Source organism: Phenylobacterium sp., from assembly GCF_041916435.1.
Classification (GTDB): Bacteria; Pseudomonadota; Alphaproteobacteria; order Caulobacterales; family Caulobacteraceae; genus Phenylobacterium.
On the sequence record NZ_JAYRZM010000007.1, the window covers coordinates 292499 to 304556 of the forward strand.

Annotated in this window: 15 protein-coding genes; 10 read left to right on the forward strand and 5 right to left on the reverse strand. The window is 70.3% G+C overall.

The genetic code is table 11. The features are described 5' to 3' along the window. Positions 1-52: 52 nt before the first annotated feature. The 5 genes from ACE3TA_RS20720 to ACE3TA_RS20740 form a co-directional block, all read right to left on the reverse strand. Positions 53-1420, reverse strand: coding sequence for a chloride channel protein (locus ACE3TA_RS20720; protein ID WP_374576239.1), 1368 nt, complete (start codon positions 1418-1420; stop codon positions 53-55). Between the two features lie 162 nt (positions 1421-1582). Further along, positions 1583-2635, reverse strand: coding sequence for an ACR3 family arsenite efflux transporter (gene arsB / locus ACE3TA_RS20725; RefSeq protein ID WP_374576292.1), 1053 nt, complete (start codon positions 2633-2635; stop codon positions 1583-1585). Between the two features lie 38 nt (positions 2636-2673). Next, positions 2674-3210 (reverse strand): arsenate reductase ArsC, encoded by a 537-nt coding sequence (locus tag ACE3TA_RS20730; protein WP_374576240.1) that lies wholly within the window; start codon positions 3208-3210, stop codon positions 2674-2676. Positions 3211-3222: 12 nt separating this feature from the next. Further along, on the reverse strand, positions 3223-3648 hold the full coding sequence (locus tag ACE3TA_RS20735) for an ArsI/CadI family heavy metal resistance metalloenzyme (RefSeq protein WP_374576241.1): 426 nt from the start codon (positions 3646-3648) through the stop codon (positions 3223-3225). Further along, positions 3645-4007 carry an ArsR/SmtB family transcription factor gene (locus ACE3TA_RS20740; protein WP_374576242.1) on the reverse strand — a complete coding sequence of 121 codons (363 nt, stop codon included), beginning with the start codon at positions 4005-4007 and terminating at the stop codon, positions 3645-3647. The genes ACE3TA_RS20735 and ACE3TA_RS20740 overlap by 4 nt, the downstream gene beginning before the upstream one ends. A 168-nt stretch (positions 4008-4175) precedes the next feature. On the opposite strand from ACE3TA_RS20740, the gene atpD reads away from it, so the two are divergent. From atpD to ACE3TA_RS20790, 10 genes are all read left to right on the forward strand, one after another. After that, the gene (atpD, locus tag ACE3TA_RS20745) at positions 4176-5588 is read left to right on the forward strand and encodes a F0F1 ATP synthase subunit beta (protein ID WP_374576243.1); all 1413 of its coding nucleotides are present in this window, start codon (positions 4176-4178) and stop codon (positions 5586-5588) included. Beyond that, positions 5585-6007 carry a F0F1 ATP synthase subunit epsilon gene (locus ACE3TA_RS20750; protein ID WP_374576244.1) on the forward strand — a complete coding sequence of 141 codons (423 nt, stop codon included), beginning with the start codon at positions 5585-5587 and terminating at the stop codon, positions 6005-6007. Before atpD ends, ACE3TA_RS20750 begins: the two co-directional genes overlap by 4 nt. Next, positions 6004-6306 (forward strand): AtpZ/AtpI family protein, encoded by a 303-nt coding sequence (locus tag ACE3TA_RS20755; protein WP_374576245.1) that lies wholly within the window; start codon positions 6004-6006, stop codon positions 6304-6306. Before ACE3TA_RS20750 ends, ACE3TA_RS20755 begins: the two co-directional genes overlap by 4 nt. Further along, the gene (locus tag ACE3TA_RS20760; protein ID WP_374576246.1) at positions 6303-6593 is read left to right on the forward strand and encodes an ATP synthase subunit I; all 291 of its coding nucleotides are present in this window, start codon (positions 6303-6305) and stop codon (positions 6591-6593) included. The genes ACE3TA_RS20755 and ACE3TA_RS20760 overlap by 4 nt, the downstream gene beginning before the upstream one ends. Beyond that, positions 6590-7294: a F0F1 ATP synthase subunit A gene (locus ACE3TA_RS20765; protein WP_374576247.1), complete on the forward strand. Its 705-nt coding sequence runs from the start codon at positions 6590-6592 to the stop codon at positions 7292-7294. The genes ACE3TA_RS20760 and ACE3TA_RS20765 overlap by 4 nt, the downstream gene beginning before the upstream one ends. Beyond that, entirely contained in the window at positions 7291-7536 is a 246-nt protein-coding gene (locus tag ACE3TA_RS20770) for a F0F1 ATP synthase subunit C (protein ID WP_374576248.1), read from the forward strand. The genes ACE3TA_RS20765 and ACE3TA_RS20770 overlap by 4 nt, the downstream gene beginning before the upstream one ends. 4 nt (positions 7537-7540) lie before the next feature. After that, positions 7541-8278 carry a F0F1 ATP synthase subunit delta gene (locus tag ACE3TA_RS20775; protein ID WP_374576249.1) on the forward strand — a complete coding sequence of 246 codons (738 nt, stop codon included), beginning with the start codon at positions 7541-7543 and terminating at the stop codon, positions 8276-8278. Next, positions 8253-9785: a F0F1 ATP synthase subunit alpha gene (locus ACE3TA_RS20780; RefSeq protein WP_374576250.1), complete on the forward strand. Its 1533-nt coding sequence runs from the start codon at positions 8253-8255 to the stop codon at positions 9783-9785. The genes ACE3TA_RS20775 and ACE3TA_RS20780 overlap by 26 nt, the downstream gene beginning before the upstream one ends. Beyond that, the gene (locus ACE3TA_RS20785; protein WP_374576251.1) at positions 9785-10642 is read left to right on the forward strand and encodes a F0F1 ATP synthase subunit gamma; all 858 of its coding nucleotides are present in this window, start codon (positions 9785-9787) and stop codon (positions 10640-10642) included. Before ACE3TA_RS20780 ends, ACE3TA_RS20785 begins: the two co-directional genes overlap by 1 nt. Positions 10643-10791: 149 nt before the next feature. Beyond that, positions 10792-12048: a glycosyltransferase gene (locus tag ACE3TA_RS20790; RefSeq protein ID WP_374576252.1), complete on the forward strand. Its 1257-nt coding sequence runs from the start codon at positions 10792-10794 to the stop codon at positions 12046-12048. Positions 12049-12058: the final 10 nt, after the last annotated feature.

The following is a 12058-nucleotide window of genomic DNA, read 5'->3' on the forward strand; positions in this document are numbered from 1 at the left end:
TTCCTCCTGCGCGGCCCGCGTCGTCGATGTGCGGGGCCTGGTCTCGCCGTCCTCAGGCGGCAGGCGCCGGGACCGCCTTGGCGGGCTTGCCGACGCGTCGCCGCCAGGCCCCTGCAAGCTGATGATAGAGCGGCTCTCTCATGATGCGCGAGGAGATCGCGCGCGACATCAGCGTGCTCAGCATCAGCGGGCCCACCAGGCCGGGGTCGCGGGTCATCTCCATCAGGATCACCGCGCTCGTCAGCGGGGCCTGGACGACGCCGGCCAGATAGGCGGCCATGCCCAGCACCACCACGTCGCGCCCCTGCACCCAGGGCACCACCTGGTCGACGACCGAGCCCAGCCCCGCGCCGATCGCGAGCGAGGGCGCGAAGAGCCCGCCCGGCGCGCCGCAGACCGAGGCGGCGAGGGTGGCGATCCAGCGCCAGACGGAAAGCGACCAGCTCTGGGCGCCGCCACCGCCCGCCAGCAGCGCGGTCGTGGAGTCATAGCCGGTGCCGAAGCTCAGGCCGCCGCTGGCGAAGGCCGCCAGCGCCGCGACCAGGCCGCAGCCCGTGGCGAAGACGATCGGCCGGCTCTTTCTGAACAGGCCGACGGCGTTGGGCTGCGGGCCGATGACCGCGGCGACCGCCCGGGCGAAGAGCCCGCCGGTGACGCCGCACACGACGCCGATGATCGGGGCCGCGAGCCAGGCCGAGGCCAGCGCCGTGGAGCCGCGCAGGCTGCCGAAATAGGCGTAGTCGCCGGCGAAGGCGTATGAGGCCGCCCCCGCGATCACGACGACCAGGATGATGATGGAGTTGTTGCGGCGGTCGAAGCCCTTGGCCAGCTCCTCCACGGCGAAGACGACGCCGGCGATCAGGGTGTTGAAGGCGGCGGCCACGCCGGCCGCCCCGCCGGCGATCAGCAGGGCGCGGCGGCTGGGCCCGCCGTGCAGCCGGCTGGTGAACAGGAAGAGGATCGCGGCCACCACCTGCACCGTCGGGCCCTCGCGCCCGATCGCCGCCCCGCAGGTGAGGAGCAGGGCCGTCAGGGCGACCTTCACCACGGCGGTGCGCACCGAGATCTTGTCGTCGCCGGGATTGTCCGGTCCGGCTTCCTCGGCGGCGGCGATCACCTGGGGAATGCCGCTGCCGGCCGCCGCGGGCGCGAACTTGATAGTCAGCCAGGTCGCCAGCGCCATGCTCGCCGGCATGAGCACGTAGGGCAGGAAGGGGACCGAGCGGATGACGTTGTGGTGGAAGGCGATGCCGGCGTCGCAGAGCTTGGCGAACGACACGGCCGCCAGGCCGCCGACGACGGAGCCCAGCACGATGATGGTCATCCGCCAGGCGCGGCGCGCGCGCAGTCTGATGCGCTTGCGGCTGAAGCTCGCTCCGCTGCGTCGCCGCCACGATTCCAGCCCTCGCATCCCGATCATGACATATGCGCCGTGGCGCTCACGGAAGGGGCTGGAACTGGGAAGGGCATGGCGCGATGCGATACATCGCAAGGCTTGACCAAGACAAGCGACGAGCGGCGGTTTTGTCCGATAGGCGCATTTAGGCCGCAGGCGCCGCGGCGGGCGGAGGCCAAGACGCGATCAGGCGCGTTCGGCCAGCCGCCGCACCGCCGCGCCGCGCTCGTACCAGCCCTTGCTGGCGTTCACGATGGCCACGACGGACAGCATCACCGGCACCTCGATCAGCACGCCCACGACCGTGGCGAGGGCCGCGCCCGACGAAAAGCCGAAGAGGCTGATCGCGGCGGCCACCGCCAGCTCGAAGAAGTTGCTTGCGCCGATCAGGGCCGAAGGGCCGGCCACGCAATGGGCCTCGCCGCTCAGCCGGTTGAGCATGTAGGCCAGGGCGGAGTTGAAGTAGACCTGGATCAGGATCGGGACCGCCAGCATCGCGATGATGGCGGGCTGGCCGATGATCTGCTCGCCCTGGAAGCCGAACAGCAGGACCAGCGTGGCCAGAAGCGCCGTCAGGGAGAGCGGCTGGATCTTGGCCAGCACGCCCGACAGCGCCGGCTCGCCGCCTCGCCGCAGCAATGCGGTGCGGGCCAGTTGGGCGATCACGACGGGGATCACGATGTAGAGGCCGACGGAAAGGACCAGCGTCTCCCACGGCACCGTGATCGCAGACAGTCCCAGCAGCAGCCCCACGATCGGCGCGAAGGCCACGACCATGATCGTGTCGTTGAGCGCCACCTGGCTCAGCGTGAAGTTCGGCTCGCCGCGGCTGAGGCTGCTCCAGACGAACACCATGGCGGTGCACGGCGCGGCGGCCAGGAGGATCAGGCCGGCGATGTAGCTGTTGATCTCTCCGGCGGGCAGGAAGGGGCGAAAGAGGTAGCCGATGAAGAACGCGCCGAGCGCGGCCATCGAGAACGGCTTCACCGCCCAGTTGACGAACAAGGTGACGCCGATGCCCCGCCAATGGCGGCCGACCTGGCTCAGGGAGCGGAAGTCCACCTTCATCAGCATCGGAATGATCATCAGCCAGATCAGCACCGCCACCGGCAGATTGACCTTGGCGATCTCCGCCGAACCGATGGCCTGGAAGAGGGGCGCGAAGAAGTGGCCGAGGGCGACCCCGGCCACGATGCACAGCGCCACCCAGACCGTCAGGTAGCGCTCGAAGCGGGACATGGCCGGCTTTGCGGCCTGACCTTCGGCCGCTTCGATGCTCACTGCGCCGCCTCCGGCTGGCCTGTCGTCTTGCCGATCGCGTCCAGCCGCTTCTGCAAGGTCAGCCGGTCCAGGCTGGCCAGGGGCAGGCTGGCGAAGATGTTGATGCGGTTGTTGAGCATGCGATAGGTCTCGGCGAAGGCGAGGCCGATCTCGGCTTCCGAGCCCTGCACGGCGGCCGGATCCGGCACGCCCCAGTGGGCCGTCATCGGCTGGCCGGGCCAGATCGGGCAGACCTCGCCGGCGGCGTTGTCGCAGACGGTGAAGACGAAATTCAGCTCCGGCGCGTCGGGATTGTCCGCCCGCGAGAACTCCTCCCACGACTTCGAGCGCAGGCCCTCGGTCGGGTAGTTGAGCTTGCTCAGCAGCGCCAGGGCGTACGGATTGACCTTGCCGGCGGGCATGGAGCCAGCCGAGTAGGCCTTGAACTTCGGCGGGCCGATGCGGTTCATGATCGCTTCGGCCAGGATCGAGCGCGCCGAGTTCCCTGTGCACAGGAACAGCACGTTCAGCGGGGCGCGAACGGGTTCAGACATGGTCGCTTCCTCTCAGCAGCAGGCGGCGGCGGGTTTGACGGCGAGCACCGCCTCGGGCTCGTCCTCGCCGTAGGTCACGGCCTCGCCGAAGGTGTGGAAGGTCTCCCAGCGCACGCCGTCCGGATCGACCACCCAGGCCTTGTCCGACTTGGCGTAGCAGCAGGTGGCCGCGGTCTGGTCGCGGGTCGTCTGGCCGGCGGCGTTCAGCCTCGTCGCCAGCTCGGCCAGCTCCTCGCCGCTGTCCACCTGGACGCCCAGGTGGTCGAGCCCGGGCGCGCGGGCGCGGGCGGAGATGGCGAAGTTGACCCTCGGATCGTCCAGCATCCACTTGGCGTAGTCGTCCTTCAGGACGGTGGGTTCGGCGCCGAAGAGCGTCGAATAGAAGCCGACGGACTTCTTCAGGTCCTCGACCGAGACGTGAACATGCAGGCGCTTCATGACAGGGCTCCGGTAGGTTGGTCGCAGCAGGCGGCCTTTGCGGCGACGTCGGCCAGCGGCGCGCACACTTCCGGGCGGCCCTGGCAGCAGTCTTCCATCAGGTAGACGAGCAGTTCGCTCATGCCGTCGTAGTCGGCGGCGTAGATGATCGAGCGGCCCTCTCGCCGGCTGGTCGCCAGGCCGGCGTTGGTCAGGATGTTGAGCTGGGCCGACAGGGTGTTGGGCGTGATGTCCAGCGTGCGGGCGATCTCGCCGGCCGGGACGCCCTGGCGGCCGGCCCGGACGAGCAGGCGGAACACGGCGAGGCGGCTGTCCTGCGAGAGCGCCGAGAGGCGCTTTACGGCGGTTTCTGATTCCATATTTCAACGATTGTCGAATTATAGAAGCGTGTCAAGCGTGCAACGGCGCGCCCGCACGCGACTTTCATCAAGGAGGATCGTTCCCATAGGGCCTAGCTGGGGTAGGGTGGCCCGCCGATGGGTCGTGGGATGCGAGTGGACGAGTCAGTGGTCCAGGCGACGCAGCCGATGGGAAGAGTTCTCGCCGTTCGCGGCGCGGTGGTCGACGTCGCCTTCGAGGCGCCGCCGCTGCCGCGCCTCGAGGAAGCGCTGATCGTCGAGTGGGACGGCGGCGAGGAACTGGTGGTGGAGGTGCAATCGCACCTGGACGACACCACCGTTCGCGGCGTGGCGCTGCAGACCACCGGAGGGCTGCGGCGCGGCGTGCGCGTGCGCGCCACGGGCCAGCCGATCACCACGCCGGTCGGCGATCCCGTTCTTGGGCGACTGCTGGACGTGATGGGCGCGGCGCGCGACGGCGGCCCGCCGCTGCCGGCCGACATGGCCCGCGCGCCGATCCAGCGCGCCGCCCCGCCGCTGGGCGAACGCAACCCCGCCACCTCGATCTTCGAGACCGGCATCAAGGTGATCGACCTGCTGGCGCCGCTGGCCCAGGGCGGCAAGTCGGCCATGTTCGGCGGCGCCGGCGTGGGCAAGACGGTGGTGGTGATGGAGCTGATCCACGCCATGGTGGAGTCGCACCAGGGCGTGTCGGTGTTCGCCGGCGTCGGGGAACGCAGCCGCGAGGGCCACGAGCTGCTCAACGAGATGCGCCGCTCCGGCGTGCTGGACCGCAGCGTGCTGGTCTACGGCCAGATGAACGAGCCGCCCGGCGCCCGTTGGCGCGTGGGCCTGACCGCGCTCACCATCGCCGAGCATTTTCGCGACGTGAAGCACCAGAACGTGCTGCTGCTGATGGACAATGTCTTCCGCTTCGTCCAGGCGGGCGCGGAGGTCTCCGGTCTCCTGGGCCGGCTGCCGTCGCGGGTGGGCTACCAGCCGACCCTGGCCACCGAGGTCGCGGCCCTGCACGAACGCATCGCCTCCATCGCCGGGGCGGCGGTCACCTCGATCGAGGCGGTCTACGTGCCGGCCGACGACTTCACCGACCCGGCGGTGGCCGCCATCTCGAGCCACCTGGACAGCATGATCATGCTCTCGCGCGACATGGTCGCAGAGGGGATGTATCCCGCCGTCGATCCGATCAGCTCCTCCTCCATCCTGCTGGACCCGACCGTCGTGGGGCTGGAGCACTACCAGGTCGCCGAGCAGGTGCGCGAAACCATCGCCCGCTATCGCGAGCTGCAGGACATCATCTCGATCCTGGGCGTCGAGGAACTGAGCGCCCAGGATCGCCAGACCGTGACGCGCGCGCGCCGCCTGCAGCGGTTCCTCACCCAGCCGTTCACCGTGGCCGAGGCCTTCACCGGACGTCCCGGGCGCTCCACGCCGCTCGCCGAGACCGTGCGCGGCTGCCGCGAGATCCTCAGCGGCGCCTGCGACGGCTGGGACGAGAACGCCCTCTACATGGTCGGCGACATCGACGAGGCGCGCGCCAAGCAGCAGGGCGGCCAGAGCGGCCAGGGCGGCGGCGGCGCATGAGGCTGTTGATCACCACCCCCGCCAGCGTCGTGTTGGACGAAACCGGCGTCACGGCCGTCCGCGCCGAGGATGAGAGCGGCGGCTTCGGCGTGCTGGAGGGCCACGCCGATTTCCTGACGGTGCTGACGCCGTCCGTCGTGAGTTGGCGCGGCGCGGACGAGCGGCGGCGCTACTGCGCCGTGCGGCGGGGCGTCCTCACGGTGTCGCGGGCCGGCGGCGTGGCCGTCGCCACCCGCGAGGCGATCCTGGGGGACGACCTCGACCAGCTCGAGGGGATCGTGCGCACGCGCTTCCACGAGGCGGCGGAGGCCGAGCGGGTCGCACGCACGGAGAGCCTTCAGCTTCAGATGAAGGCCATGCGGCGCATCGTGCGCTATCTGCGTCCTGGCCGGCGCAGCGCCTATGGGGCCGCGTCGTGAGCGAGCCGGACGAAGAGCCGGACGCCGGCCCGGCCAAGGGCCTGGCGGACGCCATCCGCAAGCGCAGCGAACGGCGCAAGCGCTGGCTGCGCGAGGGCGGCGAGCCGCCGGTGCTGCACTTCGTCGGGCAGATCGGCGTCCTGGGCTGGATGATCGTCACGCCCGGGCTGTTGTTCCTGTTCTTCGGCCGCTGGCTGGACCATCGGTTCGGCACCGGCGTCTTCTGGAGCGCGCCGCTGCTGATGCTCGGTCTCGCCCTCGGGTTCTGGTCGGCCTGGCGATGGATGAACCGTCAATGACCCTCCCGCTCTTCCATCCGCCGCTGTGGGTCGCGCTCGCCGGCGGGCTGATCGCCGGCGCGCTGATCGGCGTGCTTCACTTCAGAGCCCTGCGCGCGCAGGTCGATGCGCTGGTCCAGGCGCCGTCGCTCGGCCGGCTGTTCGCCCTGCAGGCCGTGCGCGTCGTGCTGAGCACCCTGGCGCTGGCGGCGATCGCCATCGTCCTGGGGGCGGGCGCGCTGCTCGCCGCGGCGCTCGGCCTGCTCGGCGCGCGGATGGCCGCCGTCCGGTTCGGAGCGCCCTCGTGACCGGATCGCCGCTTGAGTCCCACATCGTCTTCTCGGTCGGCCCGGTGGCGGTGACCGAGCCTGTCGTCGTCACCTGGGTGCTGATGGCCGTGCTCGCCGTCGGCGGATGGGCCGCCGGGCGCGGCCTGAAGTTGGAGCCGACCCGTCGCCAGGCCGTGTTCGAGATGATCGTCGAGGCGATCCAGGGCCAGATCCGCGACACCATGCACGCCTCGCCGCGACCCTACCTGCCGCTGCTGGGCACGATCTTCCTGTTCATCCTGACAGCCAACTGGTCGTCGCTGATCCCGGGGGTGGAGCCGCCGACGGCCCATCTGGAGACCGACGCGGCGCTGGCGCTGATCGTCTTCATGGCGGTGATCTGGTTCGGCGTGCGCGCCCGCGGCGTGCGCGGCTACCTGAAGAGTTTCGCCCAGCCGGCGCTGTTCATGGTCCCGCTCAACATCATCTCCACCTTCGCCCGGACGCTGGCGATGATCGTGCGTCTGTTCGGCAACGTCATGAGCGGGGTCTTCATCATCGGGGTGATCCTGTCGCTCGCCGGCTTGCTCGTGCCGATCCCGCTGATGGCGCTCGATCTGCTGACCGGCGCCGTGCAGGCCTACATCTTCACCGTACTGGCCATGGTCTTCATCGGCAGCGCCGTCAGCGGCGGCGAAGGCGCGGCCGAAAGTCAGGAAACTCAAGAGGCAGGTTCATGAACTGGATCCAGATCGTCAGCATCGCGAGCGCCGCCGGGGCCGTGGCGATAGGCTCCATCGGCCCGGCGTTGGCCGAGGGCCGCGCCGTCGCCGCCGCCCTGGACGCCATCGCCCGCCAGCCGGAATCGTCCGGCGTGATCTCCAGGACCCTGTTCGTCGGTCTGGCGATGATCGAGACGGTGGCGATCTACTGCCTGGTCATCGCGCTGCTGCTCCTGTTCGCCAACCCGTACGCCGCCTGAGCCGATGCAGCTCAACTGGTCCACGCTGGCGATCCAGACGATCAATGCGCTGATCCTCGTCTGGATTCTCGCCCGCTTCTTCTTCCGGCCGGTGGCCGACATCCTGGCCAAGCGCCAGGCGGCGGCCAAGGCGCTGCTGGACGACGCCAAGGCCGATCGCGCGGCCGCCGCCAGCGCCAAGGCCGAGGCCGACAAGGCGCTCGGCGATGTCGACGCCCAGCGCCAGCGGCTGCTGGACGAAGCCCGCGCCGCGGCCGAGACGACCAAGGCTGACCTCGTCGAAAAGGCCAGGGGCGAGGCGGACAAGCGCCGCCAGGAGGCCGAGGCCCTGATCGCCCAGGAGCGCGCCGCCGCCGACCAGGCGATCCTGGCGAGCGCGGGAAAGCTGTCCGTGGACATCGCCAGGCGGCTGCTCGGCCGGCTGCCGCCCGCCAGCGTCCAGGCCGCGTTCGTCGACGCCCTGGGCGAGGCGCTGGCGAAGCAGGCGCCGGTGGACGGAACCAAGGAGGATGTCGAGGTCGTCAGCGCCGTCCCGTTGACCAAGGCTCAGGCCGACCGCGTGCGCGCGGCGGTCGACAAGGCGTTCGGCGAGGGCACGCCATGCCGGTTCACGACCGACGAGGCGCTGATCGCCGGGGTCGAGCTGCACGGCGTGAACCTGATCATTCTCAATAGCTGGCGCGCCGATCTTGAGGCGATGGACAAGGAGTTGAGCGGTGACGGACGCCCGGGCCAAGCTTGACGACTGGCTGACCGACGCGCGCGGGCGCGTCGGGCGGACCGAGCCCGCGCCGAGGGTCGATCAGGTGGGCCGGGTCGAGGCCGTGGCCGACGGCGTGGCCCGAGTCCTCGGCCTGCCTGAGGCGCGGCTGGACGAGCTGGTGCGCTTCGAGCGGGGGCAGGTCGGCTTCGTGCTCAGCCTGGAGCGCGAGGCGCTCGAGTGCGTGCTGCTCGACGACGCGGCCGGCGTCGAGGCCGGCGACCTGGTTCGCGGCAGCGGCGACGTGGTCCGCGCCCCCGTGGGCGAGGCGCTGCTGGGCCGCGTGGTCGATCCCCTGGGACGGCCGCTTGATGGCGGCCAGCCCATCGCGGCCGAGGATGTCCGGGCGATCGAGCAGCCCGCCCCGCCGATCATCGACCGCGACTTCGTCAACGAGCCGGTGCAGACCGGCCTTCTGGTGATCGACGCCCTGTTCGCCCTGGGGCGCGGCCAGCGCGAACTGATCATTGGCGACCGCGCCATCGGCAAGACCGCGGCGGCCGTCGACTGCATCATCAACCAGAAGTCCAGCGACATCATCTGCGTCTACGTGGCCGTGGGACAGAAGTCCTCGACCGTGCGGCGGGTGATCGACGCCGTGCGCGCGCACGGCGCGCCGGAGCGCTGCATCTTCATGGTCGCCGGCGCCTCCAGCCCGCCCGGCCTGCAATGGATCGCCCCGTTCTCGGCCTTCACCATGGCCGAATATTTCCGCGATCGCGGCCAGCACGCCCTAGTGGTCGTCGACGACATGACCAAGCACGCGGCCACCCACCGCGAGATCGCGCTCCTGACCCGCCAGCCGCCGGGGCGCGAAGCCTATCCGGGCGACGTCTTCCACGTGCACGCCAGGCTGCTGGAGCGCGCGGCCAAGCTGTCGGCGGCCAGGGGCGGCGGCTCGCTCACGGCCCTGCCGATCGCCGAGCTGAACGCCGGCAATCTCAGCGCCTACATCCCCACCAACCTGATCTCCATCACAGACGGCCAGATCGTGCTCGACGAGCGCCTGTTCGCCGAGGGCCAGAAGCCGGCCGTCGACATCAGCGTCAGCGTCAGCCGCGTGGGGGGCAAGACCCAGGCGCCGGCCCTGCGCGAAGCGGCCGAGAGCCTCAGGCTCGACTACGCCCAGTTCCTGGAGCTGGAGGTCTTCACCCGCTTCGGCGCGGTGGCCGATCCCAAGGTCAAGGCGCGGATCGAGCGCGGCCGGCGCATCCGCGCGGTGCTCAGCCAGCCCCAGTACGCGCCGCTGCGGCTGGCCGACGAGGTGGCGCTCGTCCTGGCCCTGCAGGAGGGTCTCGTCGACCAGATCGCCTTGGACCAGGTCGGCCGCTTCCGCGAATCCCTGCCGGCCCACATCGACCGCTTCGCCGCCGAGGCCGTGAAGCAGATCCACGAGACGGGCGAGCTGAAGGACGCGCCGCGCGCGCAACTCGTCGATGCGCTCAAGACCTTGGCGAGCGGCCTGGCGTCAGGTCAGGGGGCCGGCTGATGGCCGAACGGCTGGCCGATCTCGTCGCCCAGATCGAGAATGTGCGCCAGCTCGACGCCGTGGTCGCCGCCATGCGCGGGATCGCCGCCTCGCGCGCCCAGAACGGTCGGTCGATGCTGCCCGGCGTGGAGGCCTACACCGAGGTCGTCTCCCGTGGCATCGGCGAAGCCCTGACCCTTCTCGGCGGGGAGCCGCCGGCGCCTGCGCCCCACGACGGCGCGCGGCGCGGCCTGATCCTGTTCTGCGCCGAGCAGGGCTTCGCCGGCGCGTTCAGCCAGCGGGTGCTGGACGCGGCGGGCGCGCTGGCGCCGGACACGGTGGTGCTGCTGGTGGGAAGCCGCGGCTCGGTGGTCGCCGAGGAGCGGGGGCTGAAGGTCGACTGGGCGTCCGCCATGGCCACGCACGCGGCCGCCGTGCCCTCGCTGGCCGACCGGCTGGCCGAGGCGCTCTATCAGCGGATCGAGGAGGACCAGCTCGTCAGGGTGGACATCATCCATCCGAAGAGCGCTGCGGCGGGGCAGGTGGAGGTGGTGAGCCAGTCGCTGCTGCCGCTGGACTTCGAGCGCTTCTCGCCGCCAAACCGCAACCAGCCGCCCCTGATCGACCTGCAGCCGGCGACCCTCCTGGAGCGCCTGGCCACCGAATACGTCTACGCCCAGCTCTGCGAGGCGGCGATGCACGCCTTCGCCGCCGAGAACGAGGCGCGCGTTCTGGAGATGGCCGGGGCCAAGACCAACATCGAGGCCAAGCTCTCCACGCTCACGGATCGTGAGCGCCAGCTTCGGCAGTCGGAAATCACCACCGAAATCATCGAACTGGCCGCGGGAGCCGAAGCGCTGCAGGAAGGAAGCGCCTAGCCGGGCCAGGCTTGACCTCGGTCAACGCCCGGCCGGGATCGATCCGACAGGCTCGTCCGGCAAGCCGAACCAATGCGCAGCGTCGCGCGTTTCCCGCCTCGCCGGGGCCGCGTCGGCGCCTCGCGCGGCCGCATCGTGGAGACCGCCCGATGGCTGACCCTGCAAGCCCCGCCGCCGACCCGGCGCTCACGTTGACCTCGCTGGAGGACTACCGGGCCCTGATCGGCGAGCAGGCGGTCGAGCGGATTCTCGCCAAGGCCGAACGCCTGCACGACGTCCACGTGCTGAACGTCAACTCCACCTACTACGGCGGCGGGGTGGCCGAGATCCTGGCCTCACTGACGCTGCTGATGAACGCGGCGGGCATCAAGACCGGCTGGCGCGTGATCCAGGGGCGTCCCGATTTCTTCAGCGTCACCAAGAAGATGCACAACGCTCTTCAGGGCGCGGACATAGAGATGACCGACCTCAAGACGCAGATCTACGAGGAGGTCGCCTACGAGAACTCGGTTCGCAACCACATCGACCACGACGTGGTCATCGTGCACGACCCCCAGCCCCTGCCGCTGATCCGCCACTACCGCCGGCGCGCGCCGTGGATCTGGCGCTGCCACGTGGACATGTCGCGTCCCAACCCGGGGCTATGGTCCTATCTGTCGCCGTTTGTGGAGGAATACGACGCCGTTGTCTTCTCGCTGCCGGAGTACGCTCAGAAGCTGACAACGCCGCAGCGGTTCATCACCCCGGCCATCAACCCCTTCTCGACCACCAACAAGGCGCTGTCGGACAGCGAGATCGACGAGCGCCTGAGCCGCTACGGCATTCCCACCGACCTGCCGCTGGTCGTGCAGGTCTCGCGCTTCGACAAGTGGAAGGATCCGCACGGGGTGATCGATGCGGTGAAGCTCGCCCGCACCCAGGTCGATTGCCGGCTGGTGCTGGTGGGCAACGTCGCGACCGACGATCCGGAAGGCCAGGAGGTGTTCGCCAGCCTGTGCGACTGCGCGGACGACCGCATCATCATCCTGTCGGTGCAGGACTCGGCCCTGGTCAACGCGCTGCAGCGGCGCGCGGCCGTGGTGCTGCAGAAGTCGATCCGCGAAGGCTTCGGCCTGACGGTCACCGAGGCCATGTGGAAGGGCGCGGCGGTCATCGGCGGCCGCGCCGGCGGCATCCGACGGCAGATCGAGGACGGGGTGAACGGCTTCCTGGTCGGCTCGATCGAGGAGGCCGCCGACCGGATCGTCCTCTTGCTGAAGGACCGCGAGCTGGCCAAGCGGCTCGGCGACGCGGCCCAGGAGAGCGTTCGCCGCCACTTCCTCATGAGCCGGCTGATGGAGGAATGGCTGGACCTGATCGGCTCGTTCCGCACCGAATTCCACCTGTTGAGCGGCGCGAGCGCCTAGTTGAGAAGGG

Coding starts and splice junctions, on each gene's coding strand:
- ACE3TA_RS20775 (WP_374576249.1), top strand. CDS start 7,541: ATGCAGCTCAACTGGTCCACGCTGGCGATCCAGACGATCAATGCGCTG.
- atpD (WP_374576243.1), top strand. CDS start 4,176: ATGGGAAGAGTTCTCGCCGTTCGCGGCGCGGTGGTCGACGTCGCCTTC.
- ACE3TA_RS20750 (WP_374576244.1), top strand. CDS start 5,585: ATGAGGCTGTTGATCACCACCCCCGCCAGCGTCGTGTTGGACGAAACC.
- ACE3TA_RS20790 (WP_374576252.1), top strand. CDS start 10,792: ATGGCTGACCCTGCAAGCCCCGCCGCCGACCCGGCGCTCACGTTGACC.
- ACE3TA_RS20760 (WP_374576246.1), top strand. CDS start 6,303: ATGACCCTCCCGCTCTTCCATCCGCCGCTGTGGGTCGCGCTCGCCGGC.
- ACE3TA_RS20730 (WP_374576240.1), bottom strand. CDS start 3,210: ATGTCTGAACCCGTTCGCGCCCCGCTGAACGTGCTGTTCCTGTGCACA.
- ACE3TA_RS20735 (WP_374576241.1), bottom strand. CDS start 3,648: ATGAAGCGCCTGCATGTTCACGTCTCGGTCGAGGACCTGAAGAAGTCC.
- ACE3TA_RS20720 (WP_374576239.1), bottom strand. CDS start 1,420: ATGATCGGGATGCGAGGGCTGGAATCGTGGCGGCGACGCAGCGGAGCG.
- arsB (WP_374576292.1), bottom strand. CDS start 2,635: ATGTCCCGCTTCGAGCGCTACCTGACGGTCTGGGTGGCGCTGTGCATC.
- ACE3TA_RS20770 (WP_374576248.1), top strand. CDS start 7,291: ATGAACTGGATCCAGATCGTCAGCATCGCGAGCGCCGCCGGGGCCGTG.
- ACE3TA_RS20740 (WP_374576242.1), bottom strand. CDS start 4,007: ATGGAATCAGAAACCGCCGTAAAGCGCCTCTCGGCGCTCTCGCAGGAC.
- ACE3TA_RS20785 (WP_374576251.1), top strand. CDS start 9,785: ATGGCCGAACGGCTGGCCGATCTCGTCGCCCAGATCGAGAATGTGCGC.